Annotated in this window: 14 protein-coding genes and 3 pseudogenes; 14 read left to right on the top strand and 3 right to left on the bottom strand. The window is 44.7% G+C overall.

Annotated elements, in window-relative coordinates; genetic code table 11:
- Positions 1–74: 74 nt before the first annotated feature.
- The 6 genes from ACFORF_RS03820 (at position 75) to galE (ending at position 6,659) form a co-directional block, all read left to right on the top strand.
- Positions 75–1,073: an alpha-ketoacid dehydrogenase subunit beta gene (locus ACFORF_RS03820; protein ID WP_380425640.1), complete on the top strand. Its 999-nt coding sequence runs from the start codon at positions 75–77 to the stop codon at positions 1,071–1,073.
- 95 nt (positions 1,074–1,168) lie between these two features.
- A complete protein-coding gene (locus ACFORF_RS03815; RefSeq protein WP_380425638.1) occupies positions 1,169–2,554 on the top strand; it encodes a dihydrolipoamide acetyltransferase in 1,386 nt (461 codons plus the stop codon).
- A 289-nt stretch (positions 2,555–2,843) separates the two neighbouring features.
- The gene (gene lpdA, locus ACFORF_RS03810; RefSeq protein WP_380425636.1) at positions 2,844–4,598 is read left to right on the top strand and encodes a dihydrolipoyl dehydrogenase; all 1,755 of its coding nucleotides are present in this window, start codon (positions 2,844–2,846) and stop codon (positions 4,596–4,598) included.
- Between the two features lie 114 nt (positions 4,599–4,712).
- Positions 4,713–4,898, top strand: coding sequence for a DUF4097 family beta strand repeat-containing protein (locus ACFORF_RS03805; protein ID WP_380425634.1), 186 nt, complete (start codon positions 4,713–4,715; stop codon positions 4,896–4,898).
- Between the two features lie 26 nt (positions 4,899–4,924).
- On the top strand, positions 4,925–5,224 hold the full coding sequence (locus ACFORF_RS03800; protein WP_380425632.1) for a hypothetical protein: 300 nt from the start codon (positions 4,925–4,927) through the stop codon (positions 5,222–5,224).
- A gap of 421 nt (positions 5,225–5,645) precedes the next feature.
- A complete protein-coding gene (galE, locus tag ACFORF_RS03795; protein WP_380425630.1) occupies positions 5,646–6,659 on the top strand; it encodes a UDP-glucose 4-epimerase GalE in 1,014 nt (337 codons plus the stop codon).
- Between the two features lie 172 nt (positions 6,660–6,831).
- Here the strand turns inward: galE and ACFORF_RS03790 are convergent, their stop codons facing one another.
- Positions 6,832–8,025, bottom strand: a complete 1,194-nt coding sequence (locus tag ACFORF_RS03790; protein WP_380425628.1) for a transglutaminase domain-containing protein — start codon at positions 8,023–8,025, stop codon at positions 6,832–6,834.
- Between the two features lie 143 nt (positions 8,026–8,168).
- Between ACFORF_RS03790 and ACFORF_RS03785 the strand changes: the two genes are divergently transcribed.
- From ACFORF_RS03785 to rpsI, 7 genes are all read left to right on the top strand, one after another.
- The gene (locus tag ACFORF_RS03785; protein WP_380425626.1) at positions 8,169–9,158 is read left to right on the top strand and encodes a lipoate--protein ligase; all 990 of its coding nucleotides are present in this window, start codon (positions 8,169–8,171) and stop codon (positions 9,156–9,158) included.
- Positions 9,159–9,314: 156 nt separating this feature from the next.
- Positions 9,315–10,043 carry a 23S rRNA (guanosine(2251)-2'-O)-methyltransferase RlmB gene (gene rlmB / locus ACFORF_RS03780; protein ID WP_380425624.1) on the top strand — a complete coding sequence of 243 codons (729 nt, stop codon included), beginning with the start codon at positions 9,315–9,317 and terminating at the stop codon, positions 10,041–10,043.
- Positions 10,044–10,068: 25 nt separating this feature from the next.
- Entirely contained in the window at positions 10,069–10,584 is a 516-nt protein-coding gene (locus tag ACFORF_RS03775; RefSeq protein WP_380425622.1) for an NYN domain-containing protein, read from the top strand.
- Positions 10,585–10,708: 124 nt separating this feature from the next.
- Entirely contained in the window at positions 10,709–11,569 is an 861-nt protein-coding gene (locus ACFORF_RS03770; protein ID WP_380425620.1) for a DegV family protein, read from the top strand.
- 97 nt (positions 11,570–11,666) lie between these two features.
- Positions 11,667–11,771: an LPXTG cell wall anchor domain-containing protein gene (locus ACFORF_RS03765; protein ID WP_380425618.1), complete on the top strand. Its 105-nt coding sequence runs from the start codon at positions 11,667–11,669 to the stop codon at positions 11,769–11,771.
- A gap of 497 nt (positions 11,772–12,268) precedes the next feature.
- Positions 12,269–12,715: a 50S ribosomal protein L13 gene (gene rplM / locus ACFORF_RS03760; protein WP_380425616.1), complete on the top strand. Its 447-nt coding sequence runs from the start codon at positions 12,269–12,271 to the stop codon at positions 12,713–12,715.
- Between the two features lie 20 nt (positions 12,716–12,735).
- Positions 12,736–13,128: a 30S ribosomal protein S9 gene (gene rpsI / locus ACFORF_RS03755; RefSeq protein WP_380425614.1), complete on the top strand. Its 393-nt coding sequence runs from the start codon at positions 12,736–12,738 to the stop codon at positions 13,126–13,128.
- Between the two features lie 103 nt (positions 13,129–13,231).
- Here the strand turns inward: rpsI and ACFORF_RS03750 are convergent.
- Both ACFORF_RS03750 and ACFORF_RS03745 read right to left on the bottom strand, forming a co-directional pair.
- Positions 13,232–13,908 (bottom strand): annotated as a pseudogene (locus ACFORF_RS03750) (site-specific integrase); the annotation flags it as partial.
- Between the two features lie 45 nt (positions 13,909–13,953).
- Positions 13,954–14,963 (bottom strand): annotated as a pseudogene (locus ACFORF_RS03745) (IS3 family transposase); the annotation flags it as partial.
- A gap of 137 nt (positions 14,964–15,100) precedes the next feature.
- Here ACFORF_RS03745 and ACFORF_RS03740 point away from each other — a divergent pair.
- A pseudogene (locus ACFORF_RS03740) lies at positions 15,101–15,474 on the top strand (DDE-type integrase/transposase/recombinase); the annotation flags it as partial.

The raw sequence follows: 15,474 nt of genomic DNA, 5'->3' as shown, positions 1-15,474 counted from the left end.
TGAGAATGAGGCATGGAAACATTGCATCATCTCTAAAAATCATTCTTTCATTTTAAAAACAGGAGAAAATACACATGACTGAAACAAAATTAATGGCTTTGCGTGAAGCCATCAACCTTGCCATGTCAGAAGAAATGCGTAAAGACGAAAACATTTTCCTTATGGGGGAAGATGTTGGTATCTACGGAGGAGACTTTGGAACGTCTGTAGGCATGTTGGCTGAATTTGGTGAAAAACGTGTTAAAGATACGCCGATTTCTGAGGCTGCGATTGCAGGTGCTGCGGTTGGTGCGGCTATCACAGGTTTGCGTCCAATCGTTGACTTGACCTTCATGGACTTTATCACGATTGCGCTTGACGCGATTGTAAACAATGGTGCTAAAAACAACTACATGTTCGGTGGCGGTTTGAAAACCCCAGTTACCTACCGTGTTGCCTCAGGTTCTGGTATCGGTTCTGCAGCCCAACACTCACAATCTCTCGAAGCTTGGTTGACTCATATCCCAGGCATCAAGGTTGTTGCACCGGGTAACGCAAACGATGCTAAAGGTCTTTTGAAATCTGCCATCCAAGATAACAACATTGTTATCTTCATGGAGCCAAAAGCCCTCTACGGTAAAAAAGAAGAAGTTAACCAAGATCCAGACTTCTACATTCCACTCGGCAAGGGTGAAATCAAGCGTGAAGGAACTGATTTAACAATCGTTTCTTACGGACGGATGTTGGAACGGGTACTTCAAGCTACTGAAGAAGTAGCTGCTGACGGTATCAACGTTGAAGTGGTTGATCCACGTACGCTGATTCCACTTGATAAAGAGTTGATTTTCGATTCTGTTAAGAAAACTGGTAAACTCATGTTGGTTAACGATGCCTATAAGACAGGTGGCTTTATCGGTGAAATCGCGACTATGGTTGCTGAAAGTGAAGCATTCGACTACCTTGATCATCCAATCGTTCGTTTGGCCTCTGAAGATGTGCCAGTTCCTTATGCACGTGTCTTGGAACAAGCTATCTTGCCAGACGTTGAGAAAATCAAGACGGCTATCTACAAGATGGTCAACAAAGGGAACTAATCTTCTTTGTTTCTCATCAACAGTTCGTTGACATTATAGCGTGGAAGAGGAGTCTATCCTCTTTTCACACTTAATTGATATAGAAGGGAATACGAATGGCAGTAGAAATTATTATGCCCAAACTCGGTGTGGACATGCAAGAAGGCGAAATCATCGAGTGGAAAAAACAAGAGGGCGATGTTGTCAAGGAAGGCGATGTCATCCTTGAAATCATGTCCGACAAGACCAACATGGAATTGGAAGCAGAAGATTCTGGTGTCTTGATTAAGATTGTTCGTGGGAACGGCGAAGTGGTTCCTGTTACTGAAGTCATTGCCTACTTGGGAGAAGCCGGTGAGACGGTTGATGTGGCAGCAAGTCCTGCTCCAGCAGCGAGTCCAGCACCAGAAGCGGCTCCAGCAGCAGTTGAAACACCAGCTCCTGCGGTAGCTGCAGCCCCAGCTGTGAAACGGCCAGCAGGTGAAAAAGTCCGTGCCACTCCAGCAGCTCGCAAGGCTGCGCGTGAGTTGGGAATCGACCTTGATGTGGTTCCTGGTACAGGGGCTAATGGCCGTGTGCACAAGGTCGATGTAGAAGACTTCAAGGGTGCAGCTCCAAAGGCAACGCCACTTGCAGCCCGTATCGCGGCTGACCAAGGTATTGATTTGGCAACCATCACCGGAACAGGTGTCGGTGGTAAGATTACTAAGGAAGATGTCCTTGCAGCGGTTGCACCAGCAGCTCCAGCGGCTGAAGCAGCACCTGTTAAAGAAGAAAAACCAGCTAAAGAATTGCCAGAAGGCGTGGAAGTCATTAAGATGTCTGCCATGCGTAAGGCTATCTCGAAAGGTATGGTTAACTCTTACCTGACCGCGCCAACCTTCACGCTCAACTATGACATTGATATGACCAACCTCATTGCTTTGCGGAAGCAAGTCCTTGAGCCAATCATGAACAAGACAGGTCTCAAAGTGACCTTCACGGACTTGATTGGTTTGGCAGTTGTGCGGACTTTGATGAAACCAGAACATGAGTACCTCAATGCAAGTCTTATCAACAATGCTGAAGAGATTGAACTCCACCGCTTTGTCAACCTCGGTATCGCCGTTGGGCTGGACGCTGGTCTGGTCGTACCAGTTGTTCATGGTGCAGACAAGATGAGCTTGTCTGACTTTGTGGTAGCGTCTAAGGATGTCATCAAGAAAGCCCAATCTGGCAAGCTCAAGTCTAACGAAATGTCAGGCTCAACCTTCTCCATCACCAACTTGGGGATGTTTGGAACAAAATCCTTCAACCCAATCATCAACCAGCCAAACTCAGCGATTCTGGGTGTGGCAGCAACAGTACAAACCCCAGTTGTCGTGGATGGCGAAGTGAAAATCCGCCCAATCATGGGACTGTGCTTGACCATCGACCACCGTATCGTAGATGGTATGAACGGTGCCAAGTTCATGGTGGACCTCAAGAACTTGCTTGAGAACCCATTGGAGTTGTTGATCTGATAGAAAAATAAGGCGACGCTAGTCGCCCCCTAACAATCCAGCCGCCGTGGTCATAGTATCATTGCCTATAGCAATGATACAGGCAAATGGAAAGACTAGAGGCTTTCCGTTTAGCCATGACATTCAAAATGGAAAGTTGCGAAGTTTGGAAAACAATTCTATAATAATTGTTTTCCAAACTAGTGCAAATTATAGTCAATTCTGACGGGAATTGAGGTTATGATTTGCCTGGCGTGCCAGACCACTTCAGGCTGGCTGGAAAAAGAAATTCTGAAAGGAAGAAAAAATCATGGCAGTAGAAGTAATCATGCCTAAACTCGGCGTGGACATGCAAGAAGGCGAAATCATCGAGTGGAAAAAACAAGTCGGTGATGTGGTCAACGAAGGCGATGTCCTTTTGGAAATCATGTCTGACAAGACAAACATGGAATTGGAAGCAGAAGATTCTGGTATCCTTTTGAAGATTGTACGTGGTAACGGTGAAGTGGTTCCAGTTACTGAAGTCATTGCCTACATCGGTGCAGAAGGCGAAGTCGTTGAAGAAGCGGCAACTCCAGCAGCAGATGTAGCCAAGGCTGAAGCAGACCTCAAAGCAGCTGGTCTTGAAGTACCTGCAGCTCCAGCAGCACCTGCAGCACCTAAGGCAGAACTTGCAGCCAACGAATACGACATGATCGTTGTCGGTGGTGGCCCTGCTGGATACTACGCAGCGATTCGTGGTGCTCAACTCGGTGGTAAAATTGCCATCGTTGAAAAATCTGAATTTGGTGGTACCTGCTTGAACGTCGGCTGTATCCCGACGAAGACTTACCTGAAAAACGCTGAAATCCTTGACGGCCTTAAGATTGCGGCTGGTCGTGGTATCAACTTGGCGTCAACTAACTACACTATCGACATGGACAAGACGGTTGACTTCAAAAACAGTGTCGTGAAGACCTTGACTGGCGGTGTCGCTGGTCTCTTGAAAGCCAACAAAGTCACTATCTTTAACGGCCTTGGTCAAGTAAATCCTGATAAAACTGTAACCATTGGTTCTGAAACCATCAAAGGTCGTTCAGTTGTTCTTGCGACTGGTTCAAAAGTTTCTCGCATTAACATCCCAGGTATCGACTCTAAGTTTGTCTTGACTTCTGACGACATTCTTGATTTGCGTGAAATGCCAAAATCACTCGCTGTTATGGGTGGTGGTGTTGTCGGTGTTGAACTTGGCTTGGTTTGGGCATCTTACGGTGTTGAAGTCACTGTTATCGAGATGGCTGACCGTATCATCCCAGGTATGGACCGCGAAATCTCTCTTGAACTGCAAAAAGTCTTGTCTAAGAAAGGCATGAAGTTCCTCACATCTGTTGGTGTGTCTGAGATTGTCGAAGGCAGCAACAACTTGACCATCAAGCTCAACGACGGTTCAGAAGTTGTAGCGGATCGTGCCCTCCTCTCTATCGGACGTGTGCCACAATTGGCTGGTCTTGAAAACCTCAACCTTGAAATGGACCGTGGTCGTATCAAGGTCAATGCTTACCAAGAAACCTCTATCCCAGGCATCTACGCTCCAGGTGATGTGAACGGTACGAAAATGCTTGCCCACGCAGCTTACCGTATGGGTGAAGTGGCTGCTGAAAATGCCATCAACGGCAACCACCACAAAGCTAAACTCGACTTCACACCAGCTGCGGTTTACACTCACCCAGAAATCGCTATGGTTGGTTTGACCGAAGAGCAAGCCATCGAGAAATATGGTAAAGACAACATCCTCATCGGTCGCAACAGCTTTACAGGTAACGGCCGTGCGATCGCATCAAGTGAAGCACATGGATTTGTTAAAGTCATCGCTGAGAAGAAATATCATGAAATTCTTGGGGTTCACATCATCGGTCCAATCGCTGCAGATATGATCAACGAAGCTGCTACTATTTTGGAAGCTGAATTGACAGTGGATGATGTGGCAGCGTCTATCCACGGACACCCAACCTTCTCTGAGGTTATGTACGAAGCATTCCTTGACGTCCTTGGCGTGGCTATCCACAACCCACCAAAACGTAAATAATCCTAACAAATTTGTTGGACAAAGAACTCTTCTGTTCATCTGAACGGAGGGGTTTTTAGTATCATTTTTTAAAATTTGATGTCCGTTGTGCTGACTTAGGTATATGTAAACAGTATGATTGCTGAACTGCTTAATGGTGATTTGAAGTTAAGTGATAGTTCGATCGAAGAGTTTGAAGCCACATTGCAAAATGGTAATGTAAACATCGAAAATAGTCAGATTCATCAGGTAACAATTCATTTGCAAAATGGGATATGGATGCGAAGGATACAGACATTCAACAGCTCGAATTTACAGTAGCCAATGGCGATGTGGAGTGGTAGGATATGAGAGCTGGTAAAGCTACTTGCCAACTGACTAACGGTGATTTTGATGGGCAAGTCATCCATGTAGACAGCAACTTGTCAGTTGTCACAGCCCATGGAGATATTGACCTGAAGCTATCAACTTCAGTAGGGGAAACCGAGTTATCGCCGAGGCGGTATTTGGCGATTGTAGTATTGAGACCCAACAAGGCAAACAAGAGAGCTCAGATGGCCGTATTGAACAAGGAAATCCTACAGCAACTCTACGGATTCTTGCTAAAAGCAGTTTTGGCGATGTCAATTGTAGAGTTGCATGAATGATAAGTCATCATTAGGGTGAGTTTGGTTAGAATTTGTTATAATAGGTTCATAGGTTGTTGGATGGTTAAGATAACATTTTACTTATAACGACCTTTAGTAGCAGTACCTTTTACAATCTTCCCATTGCTGTTACTTAGATGATAGATACTAGAAATGGTCGGACTCCTAATCAGGACACAGTTGCCACTGAAAGGACCAGATTGTATTTCTATCCATAGATGAAGAGCCAGATGACACAAAGTTATCTGGCTTTTTGTGTGATGAGAAATCTGTAAGTTCTGTGGTTCTGAACAATTTTCCCTACCTTATAGGGGGAGGAATTATTCTGTTAGGGTCCGTGACGAGTGGGATTGATACAAAAAGATTTTACAAAGTGCTGGAAAAGTGGCATACTAGAGTAAAAGAGTTAAAGGAGACAGCTATGTCAATTTTATTAACAGGTGGAGCAGGCTTCATTGGTAGTCATACTGCGGTTGAGTTAATTGCATCAGGTTACGATGTGGTGATTGTAGATGATTTTTCTAACAGTTCACCCGAAGTTCTTAATCGTCTGACAACGATCACAGGAAAAACTATTCCTTTTTATGAAGGGAGTATCTTAGACCAAACATTTTTGGATCAGGTGTTCACCAAAGAAACCATTGATGCAGTTATTCACTTTGCGGCCTTTAAGGCGGTTGGTGAGTCGGTTGAAAAACCTTTGGAATACTACCATAACAACATAACAGGGACTATCAGTCTCTTGGAGGTAATGAGAAAGCACGATGTGAAACACATCGTCTTTAGCTCAAGTGCGACAGTTTATGGGATGAATAATGTTTCACCACTGACCGAAGATCTACCAACCTCAGCGACCAACCCTTATGGTTATACTAAGGTAATGATGGAACAAATCCTCAACGATGTAGCGGCCTCTGACCCTTCTTGGACAGTGACCAATCTTCGTTATTTCAACCCAATCGGTGCCCACGAAAGTGGTCTGATTGGTGAGGCACCAAACGGAATTCCAAATAATTTGGTACCATACTTGACTCAGGTTGCAGTTGGAAAATTAAAAGAGCTTAGCGTCTTCGGTGATGACTACGATACCCATGATGGTACCGGCGTGCGTGACTACATTCACGTTGTGGATTTGGCCAAGGGCCATGTGCTTGCAGTTGGACATAACTTAAAAAACACCGGTGCCCATGTCTTTAACTTGGGAACTGGAACAGGTTATAGCGTGCTTGACTTGGTTAAAGCCTTTGAAACAGTCAATAATGTCCCAGTCCCTTATGTCATTAAACCGCGTCGTGCGGGAGACATTGCAACATGTTTTGCGGATTCTAGCCGCGCTAAGGCCGTACTTGGATGGACGGCAGAGAAAAACTTGGAAGACATGATGCGTGATTCTTGGAGATGGCAAAGCCAAAATCCAAATGGCTATGAAGGCTAACCTGTAAAGATTTTACCCCACTATTTTGATAGAAATAAACGACACCCCAAAGTTAGACAGAAAAATAACTTTGGGGTGCTTTTCTTATGAAATTTAGTTACGAAGCTAAATAAAAGATTTATGGGTGACGATAAACAGGCAGGCAAGTTGTTCTTTACTTGCTTAAAAATGCTCATCCAAGCGTAACAACCAAGCTAAAACGATTGCAATCAGGGTTGTAGGTGGAGTTAACTTGAACTGCTTGACCGTAATAATTTGCTAGAGCTTGACTAAGTTGTCCTTGTTCAATAGCAGTGTAGCATGTTTGAAAGGCCTCTTTGTTGGCAAATTGAAGATCAATACCTTGAGCACCAGTTGAGAGTTGATTGATGATATAGGTCTGAATTTCGTCAAAGTCATAGGTCTCAAAGTAGCTTCCCTTGAGTTTATAATAGTTAAAAGAATCATCTGTACAAGTAGGGAGGGACCAGGTGTAGTTATCAAGATCCGTTGTTTGATAAAATTCCCTGACCTCATCATCGAGGAGGTGAGTTGTGGCCATGGTGGAATCTGGCACACAGAAGTAGTCATAGTTGGCTTGTTGGATGGGAGCAATCTCATTTGGATTGGAAAAGACAGGGTCTCCCCAGGTGGCATCTAGCCAGTAATACTGACCATCGATTTTCACAGCATTCCAAGCATGGTAGGGATTCTCGACTTCAATACCCGAAATTTTTCCAGTTACGTAAATACTCTCTAGTCCAGCCTGCTCGGCTAAATAGTGAAAGGCCTTGGCATAGCCAGCACAGACTCCTTTTTGATAGAGGAGGAGGCTACGAATATCTTGATTAAAGGGAACAGATACATCATAGTCTGTCCAGGCTATGATGGCGTCGTAGAGATACTTGACTTTTTCATAGTCAGATCCTTCTGGCAACTCAGAAAGCAGTTGTTGGGCTTTTTGTTGAATCCTTTCTTGTACTGCCCTAACGTCTCCAGGGACGGCTAAAGTAACTGTCCATTTATCAGTGCTTTTGGCTTGAGAAATTGTAGTTTCGTTGATGTTGAACCAAAAAATATCAGGATTATCATTAGAGATAGCCTGGAGCACCTTCCAGATACGGTCTCCCTCAAGCTGACTCACAGTAATGTCGTCCTGATAGGCATCGAGTCCAGCCTTGAGTTCAAGGTAGACGTTTTTTTCTGCTTGGTTTAGTTGACCATAGTAGAACTTATTGGTGACATGGAGCTGTTCAGCACGTTCTGCTAGATTTAAGTGAGCTTGGGTAGCAGAGTCGTGGGGCTGGTTGTTGGTAGAAGTGAGTTGACAGGCTTCCAGGCATAGAGAACTGAGTCCGATGAGTAGTAACAGGTAAAGTCGTTTCATAAATCCCTCCTCCTAAAGCAATTTTACCCACACTATAACAGAAAGCTCTGCTATTGTCTATGAAAAAAGGAAAAACCTAAGTGAGAAATCCTAGCTTTTTTGTTATAATGAAAGGTGAATACGTTATCAAAAGGAGTTCTACGATGAAATATATCGTTAACAACAGCAATGACCCAGCTTATAATATCGCTCTGGAGAGTTATGCCTTTCGTGAGTTGACCAGCGAAGATGAAATCTTCATCCTCTGGATCAATGAGCCGGCCATCATCATTGGTAAGCACCAAAATGCTATCCAGGAAATCAACAAGGAATACACTGATGCTCACGGCATTCACATTGTCCGTCGTCTCTCTGGTGGTGGGGCAGTTTATCACGACCTCAACAACCTCAATTACACCATCATTTCCAACAAGGCTGATGAGGGAGCTTTTGACTTTAAGACCTTCTCCAAGCCTGTAATTGATACGCTTGCCAAGCTCGGTGTCGAGGCTAACTTTACCGGTCGTAATGACCTTGAAATCGATGGCAAGAAAATCTGTGGCAATGCCCAAGCCTACTACAAGGGCCGCATGATGCACCACGGTTGCCTGCTCTTTGATGTGGATATGACTGTCCTTGGCGATGCCCTTAAAGTCTCTAAGGACAAGATTGAGTCTAAGGGTGTCAAGTCTGTCCGTGCCCGCGTGACCAACATCAATAACGAACTCCCTATCAAGATGACCGTTCAAGAGTTCAGCGATGCCATCCTCAATCAAATGAAGGAAGCCTACCCTGACATGACAGAGTATGTGCTCTCTGAGGATGAACTCAAGCACATTCAAGAGATTCGTGATACCAAGTTTGGCACTTGGGAGTGGAACTTCGGAGAGACGCCAGATTACACGGTTGAGCGTTCTGTCCGCTACGATGCTGGTAAAATCATAACCTACGTTAACACGGAAAACTCTGTCATCACGGCCATCAAAATCTACGGAGACTTCTTCGGTATTGGCGATGTCTCAGATATCGAGCAGCTCCTCGTCGGCACCCGTTACGAGTATGCGGATGTTTTGGAAAAATTGCAGAGCATTGACACGACCCATTACTTCTCTCGCATGACGACAGAAGAAGTTGCTAAGGCTATCGTGGCTTAAGTTTATAAAGTGAAAACCCAGGCAACTGGGTTTTTGTGTTGGGGTGGAGGAATGTAAAGTCGAATGAAGAGTATCAGGCCACCATTGAACCTTATATTACAGACTTTTTAAAGGTGGACTCCTAATTTTCTCCTCCTTCTATGCTATAATAGTCTCATGGAACACACAGATATTGTTTACGGCGTGCACGCCGTTACCGAAAGTTTGCAGGCCAATACCGGCAACAAGCTCTACATTCAAGACGACCTGCGGGGTAAGAATGTCGATAAGATTAAGGCCTTGGCGGCGGAGAAGAAGGTGTCGATTTCCTGGACACCCAAGAAAACCTTGACTGAGATGACCGAAGGTGCTGTCCACCAAGGCTTTGTCCTGCGCGTGTCGGCCTTTGCCTATACTGAGTTATCTTCGATTTTGGAAAAAGCAGAGCAGGAAGACAATCCCCTCATCCTCATCCTGGACGGGCTTAATGATCCCCATAATTTTGGCTCCATCTTGCGGACAGCTGACGCGACCAATGTGGCTGGGGTCATCATTCCCAAACACCGGGCGGTTGGCGTAACGCCTGTCGTAGCCAAGACCTCAACGGGTGCGGTCGAGCATGTGCCCATTGCCCGTGTGACCAACCTCAGCCAGACCCTGGACATCTTGAAAGAGCGTGGTTTCTGGATTTTTGGGACAGACATGAACGGCACCCCATCCACCAAGTGGAATACAGCTGGCAAGCTCGCCCTCATCATCGGCAACGAAGGAAAAGGCATCTCCACCAACATCAAAAAGCAGGTGGACGAGATGATTACCATCCCTATGAATGGCCATGTGCAGAGCCTCAATGCTAGTGTCGCCGCAGCCGTGCTTATGTATGAGGTTTACCGGAACCGTTTGTAAATTCACCTAGAAAGAGAGGTCCAGCATGAAACGAAAAATCTTGTTAGTCGATGGCTACAACATGCTGGCCTTCTGGGAGGAAACCAAGCCTCTCTTTAAAAAAGGTGAGTTAGACGTAGCCCGCAACCTCCTGCTCAACCGTTTGTCGGATTATGCTTCCTTTGAAAAGTTGGATACGACCGTTGTCTTTGATGCCATGCATGTGCCAGGTGTCCGGCTCCGCTATGACCATTACAATCTGACCGTTGTCTTCACGGAAGAAGAGGAGACAGCAGACAGCTACATCGAACGTCGGGCGGCTGAGCTCAACCAGGGACAGTGGACGGTGTCTGTTGCAACCAGCGACCTCAATGAACAATGGACGATCTTTTCCCAAGGAGCCCTGCGGGTGTCTGCCAGAGAATTGGAACAAAGGGTGCGGTCTACTCAGAAGACGGTGCACAAGACCAACGAACGTCGGGAACTCTTCACAACGCCTAGACTAGGGCACTTTGACCAAGGACAAATCACTCAGCTCCAAGATTTTATGAAGGATCTTTAAGGCATTTCAAAACACCTAAAGTTGTCAGTTGACAGCTTTTTTTGTATAATAGCAAAGAAATAATTTGATTATCAAAATAGTTGTTAATTTATAGTAGCGAGACAGTAGAGAAGGGAGCAAAGAAATGAAGTTTAAGATTTTAACGGATTCAACATCGGATATTGATCAAACTTGGGCCCAGGAGCAGGCAGTAGATGTCCTTGGCCTGACGGTTCAACTAGAAGGAGTGACCTACGAAACAGTAGGACCCGACCGCCTGACCTCGACAGTTTTATTGGAAAAGATGAATCATGGGGCCAAGCCTCAGACCAGCCAAATTAATGTGGGAACCTTCGAGGCCTATTTCCGTCAAGTTGTTGAAGCCGGGCAAGCTGTGTTTTACGTGGCCTTTTCATCGACCTTGTCTGGGACTTATCAATCTGCAGTGATGGCGCGTGAAGTCGTGCTGGATGATTTTCCTCAGGCAGAGATTGTTATCTATGATACTAAGGCTGCGAGCTTAGGCCAAACCTACTTGGTTATGAAGGCTGTGGAAGTGAGAGAAGCTGGTGGTAGTTTGGCGGATGCTCTGGCGGTCGTTGAAGATTTAGCGCCACGGATGCGGACAATTTTCTTGGTCGATGACCTCAATCACCTCATGCGAGGCGGACGGATTTCCAAGACCTCAGCAATCATTGGTGGCTTGGTCAATATCAAACCGATCATTACGATTGCGAGGGATGGGAGTCTACAGTCAACTGCCAAGGCCCGTGGAAGCAAGAAAGCAGTCAGCACTGCCATTGACATGATCCTGGATGGTCTGGCTGACGATACGGTCCTAGTGGCCTATGCAGACCAAGAAGAGCCAGCTCAGGTCATAGCAGAGCGCCTAAGAGAAAACCCTCAAATCACGCGCGTGCTGGTTGGCCCACTTGGTCCGGTTATTTCAGCCCATGTCGGCCCTGGAACAATTGGTGTTTTCGCGGTAGGGAAGGAAGAGCGCTAAGCCCTGAGTAATGACTCCATAATTGCCGATAAAGACTTAAACGACCACATCAACCCCTAAAAAGACTAGTGGTACACCATCTGTCCAACGTGAAACCTTGCCAAATACAGGTGAAGGTGACACCAATACGACAGTTGCCGGATTGGGAATCGTAGGGTCAGCTATGGCCTTCCTTGGCTTGAATCGTCGTAAAAAACAGTAAACTGTTTAAGCTACTACTTTTTCTAATAGGAAGTAATTTAGAATAGTAGAGCAGTTGTGTCAGTATAAAACTGGCTCAGATAAAAGTGGGATCCCTAAGGGAGCCCACTTTTTGAGTGCATTAAAAAATGTCGTCCTACCCTGATAGGACCGTACCTATGTGTCCAACTGAATTTGTCTCTAGAAGCTTTGCTATGGTTCAGCGTCTAAGAGGAAAATACAAGATAGAGGAGTGGATATGGGAGATTGAGTATGGATTTCAGTCCATTTGAATGTAGGATTATGAGCTAGGGGAACGCTTGCGAAAGAGCAGAATGAGGAAGGTTGACGAGCTGTGAAAATTTAGCTAAATCACTTGACTTTGGGTCTTTATTTTTGGTATGATATAAGACGGTATTGTTTACCCCATTTGAAAGGCCCCGGAACCTTCCAAATACCTTTAGATGGGCCGGAACACCCATCACCGTAAACAAATATTCACTATATATAGGAGAACTCATGAACAAAACAACATTTATGGCTAAACCAGGCCAAGTTGAACGCAAATGGTACGTTGTTGACGCAACTGATGTGCCACTTGGTCGTCTTTCTGCAGTAGTTGCTAGCGTATTGCGTGGAAAGAACAAGCCAACTTACACACCACACACTGATACAGGTGATTTCGTTATCGTTATCAACGCTGAGAAAGTGAAATTGACTGGTAAAAAAGCAACTGATAAAGTGTACTACACTCACTCATTGCACCCAGGTGGTTTGAAAGCTATCACTGCTGGTGAATTGCGCTCTAAAAACGCTGTTCGCTTGATTGAAAAATCAGTTAAAGGTATGCTTCCACACAACACTCTTGGACGCGCTCAAGGTATGAAATTGAAAGTCTTCGTTGGCGGTGAGCACACACATGCTGCACAACAACCAGAAGTACTTGATATCTCAGGTCTTATCTAAGAGAAAGGAACAGAAATTAAATGGCACAAGCACAATATGCAGGTACTGGCCGTCGTAAAAACGCTGTTGCACGCGTTCGCCTCGTTCCAGGTACTGGTAAAATCACAGTAAACAAAAAAGATGTAACTGAATACATCCCTCACGCTGACCTCCGTTTGGTTATCAACCAACCATTCGCAGTGACTTCAACTGAAGGTTCATACGACGTTTTCGTTAATGTAAACGGTGGTGGTTACGGTGGTCAATCAGGTGCGATCCGTCACGGTATTGCACGTGCACTCTTGCAAGTTGACCCAGACTTCCGCGATTCACTCAAACGCGCTGGTCTCTTGACTCGTGATGCTCGTATGGTTGAGCGTAAGAAACCAGGTCTTAAGAAAGCTCGTAAAGCTTCACAATTCTCAAAACGTTAATATCCAGTTATATCAACGTTTCAAAGCACTCAAGAGTTTACCTCGTGGGTGCCTTTTTTGTGTTTTTTTAAAAGTTCACCTCAAAGTTTACCTTATTTTCACCTTATTGTTTTAGTGATTTAAGGGCAAGCTCACCGACTGCCATAGGGACAACATTAGAAGTATTGACATAAATTTGAGTTGTGGCAGTATCGCTATGTGTCAGAGCCTCAGAAATGGCTTCTAAGCTCATTCCTGCTTGTTTAGCGAGTGTTGCCCCGTATGTCTTAACTTGTGAGGTGTGGCGTGTGCGAGCTCTTTATGACGATTTCTGACGGTCTTCATTTTATTATTTAAGTAGTCAGGATGTAGACGTGCGTTAACATTACCTTTGGTATCAATATAGGTAAAAACAAACTGTTCAGGATTGCTAATAATTCCAAACCTAGCTAGCTCCTGTTTTTGTTGTTCTTTCCATGAGTTGAGAAGTTGAACTAAGTCATTTGAAATTGAAAATATCGTTTTCTTATTTCCTTTGGTTGATTTAACTTCCCCATATCTATCTAGAGCTTGAATCAGTTGGATTTGTGAGGTTGAAAAATCAATGTGTTTCCATTGTAAAGCATAAGTTTCCGATTTCCTATCTCCTAGAAAAAAGGTCAAATAGAAGAGGACATAGTCTTTTAACGAGATTTTATCATCATCCAAATCTTGCTTGAACGCAGTAAACCATGCTTGTAATTGTTCCTGAGTAAGATAGAGATCTTCATCTTTTCTAGATTCTGCTAACTGGATTTTCTGAACAGGCAACGCTTTTCTGTACAATTTTTATAAAGTGTTTTTTCGTTAAGCGATCACTCGCTTAGCCATAGGTGTTTGGTAATTGAGACTACCGTGTATGCGATGATGATTCCACCAGTGGACATAGTCCTTGGTTTTCAGGGTTAGTTCTTCAAGTGAATGAAATGTTTCTTGGTTGATAAACTCCAGTTTGAAAGAGCGGTAGGTGCTCTCAGCTACCGCATTGTCATAAGGACAGCCAGCTTGACTGAGGGAACGGGTGATACCAAAGGCCCCTAACACCTCATCAATTAGCTGATTATCAAACTCCTTGCCACGATCAGAATGGAAACGATTGACCTTGGTTAAAGCATAAGGAATGCTTTGAATGGCTTGTTTGACAAGTTCTGCGCTCTTCTTCTAGCCAACAGATACGCCAATAATTTCACGATTAAAGAGGTCAATCATCAAGCAAACATAAGCCCAACGCTGACCAACACGGACATAGGTCAAATCTGTCACAATCGCTTCCAGTGGTCTTTCTTGGTGGAATTGTCTGGCTAAGCGATTTGGAATAGGGGCTTCGTTTTTCCCTTTGGCATGCGGTTTGAAGCTGGCTTTCTGGTAAACAGAAACCAAGTTCAATCGTTTCATGATGCGACGAATGCGACGACGAGACACCGTCATCCCTTGCGCTTCTAGGTATTTCTTGATTTTTCGTGCACCGTATCTGGATTTGCTCTCACGGAAAATCTGTTTCACCTTTGCTTCAAGCTCCGCTTCAGATACTGGCTCAGTGACTTTGTAGTAATAGCTTGAACGAGGGATCTTCAACCACCGACACATGGCTGAAATGCTGTACTTATCCTTGTTAGCAGTGATTATTTCTCTTTTCGTGCCATAATCACCGCCGCTTGCTTTAGGATGTCTAGTTGCATTTCAAGTTCTCTGTTTCGTTTTCTAAGGGCAATCAGCTCCCGCTGTTCATCGGTAAGATTATCAATTGATTTGAAAGATCCCGTTGTTTTAGCTTGTCTCACCCACTTGTCAAAGGTCGAGGGGGTTAACTCATATTTTGATTTTGAATGAGTATTACTCTATATTTAGCACTATTGCACTTGTTTTGGGGAGTTCTTAAACTATGTTATAATTAACTTAATACGATATAGGGGAAATAGAATGGTACAAAAATTATCCCACTACCAATTCTCGTCAGAGAGCTGTCTTCAAGCCTCGTTCTAAAGGGAAGAACGACGCTCCGATTCCTAATTTCTTAAATCGACAATTCGACCAACACAAGCCTTTAGAAGCATTTGTAACAGACTTAACTTATGTCCGTGTTGGCAAGCGATGGGCTTATGTTTGCCTCATCATCGATCTCTTTCATCGTGAAATTATTGGCGTATCTGTTGGCTGGAAGAAGAGCGCAGAACTTGTCAAACAAGCCATTCAAAGCATTCCTTATGCTTTAACCAAGGTCAATCGTTTCCATTCTGATCGTGGCAAGGAGTTTGATAATCAGCTAATTGATGAGGTGTTAGGGGCCTTTGGTATCACCCGTTCCCTCAGTCAAGCTGGCTGTCCTTA

Source organism: Streptococcus caprae (assembly GCF_042649745.1).
In the GTDB taxonomy this organism is placed as follows: domain Bacteria; phylum Bacillota; class Bacilli; order Lactobacillales; family Streptococcaceae; genus Streptococcus; species Streptococcus caprae.
The sequence above is the reverse complement of the archived record's forward strand: the minus strand, read 5'-3'. Positions and strand labels throughout refer to the sequence as shown.

Coding starts and splice junctions, on each gene's coding strand:
- ACFORF_RS03820 (WP_380425640.1), top strand. CDS start 75: ATGACTGAAACAAAATTAATGGCTTTGCGTGAAGCCATCAACCTTGCC.
- ACFORF_RS03815 (WP_380425638.1), top strand. CDS start 1,169: ATGGCAGTAGAAATTATTATGCCCAAACTCGGTGTGGACATGCAAGAA.
- lpdA (WP_380425636.1), top strand. CDS start 2,844: ATGGCAGTAGAAGTAATCATGCCTAAACTCGGCGTGGACATGCAAGAA.
- ACFORF_RS03805 (WP_380425634.1), top strand. CDS start 4,713: ATGATTGCTGAACTGCTTAATGGTGATTTGAAGTTAAGTGATAGTTCG.
- ACFORF_RS03800 (WP_380425632.1), top strand. CDS start 4,925: ATGAGAGCTGGTAAAGCTACTTGCCAACTGACTAACGGTGATTTTGAT.
- galE (WP_380425630.1), top strand. CDS start 5,646: ATGTCAATTTTATTAACAGGTGGAGCAGGCTTCATTGGTAGTCATACT.
- ACFORF_RS03790 (WP_380425628.1), bottom strand. CDS start 8,025: ATGAAACGACTTTACCTGTTACTACTCATCGGACTCAGTTCTCTATGC.
- ACFORF_RS03785 (WP_380425626.1), top strand. CDS start 8,169: ATGAAATATATCGTTAACAACAGCAATGACCCAGCTTATAATATCGCT.
- rlmB (WP_380425624.1), top strand. CDS start 9,315: ATGGAACACACAGATATTGTTTACGGCGTGCACGCCGTTACCGAAAGT.
- ACFORF_RS03775 (WP_380425622.1), top strand. CDS start 10,069: ATGAAACGAAAAATCTTGTTAGTCGATGGCTACAACATGCTGGCCTTC.
- ACFORF_RS03770 (WP_380425620.1), top strand. CDS start 10,709: ATGAAGTTTAAGATTTTAACGGATTCAACATCGGATATTGATCAAACT.
- rplM (WP_380425616.1), top strand. CDS start 12,269: ATGAACAAAACAACATTTATGGCTAAACCAGGCCAAGTTGAACGCAAA.
- rpsI (WP_380425614.1), top strand. CDS start 12,736: ATGGCACAAGCACAATATGCAGGTACTGGCCGTCGTAAAAACGCTGTT.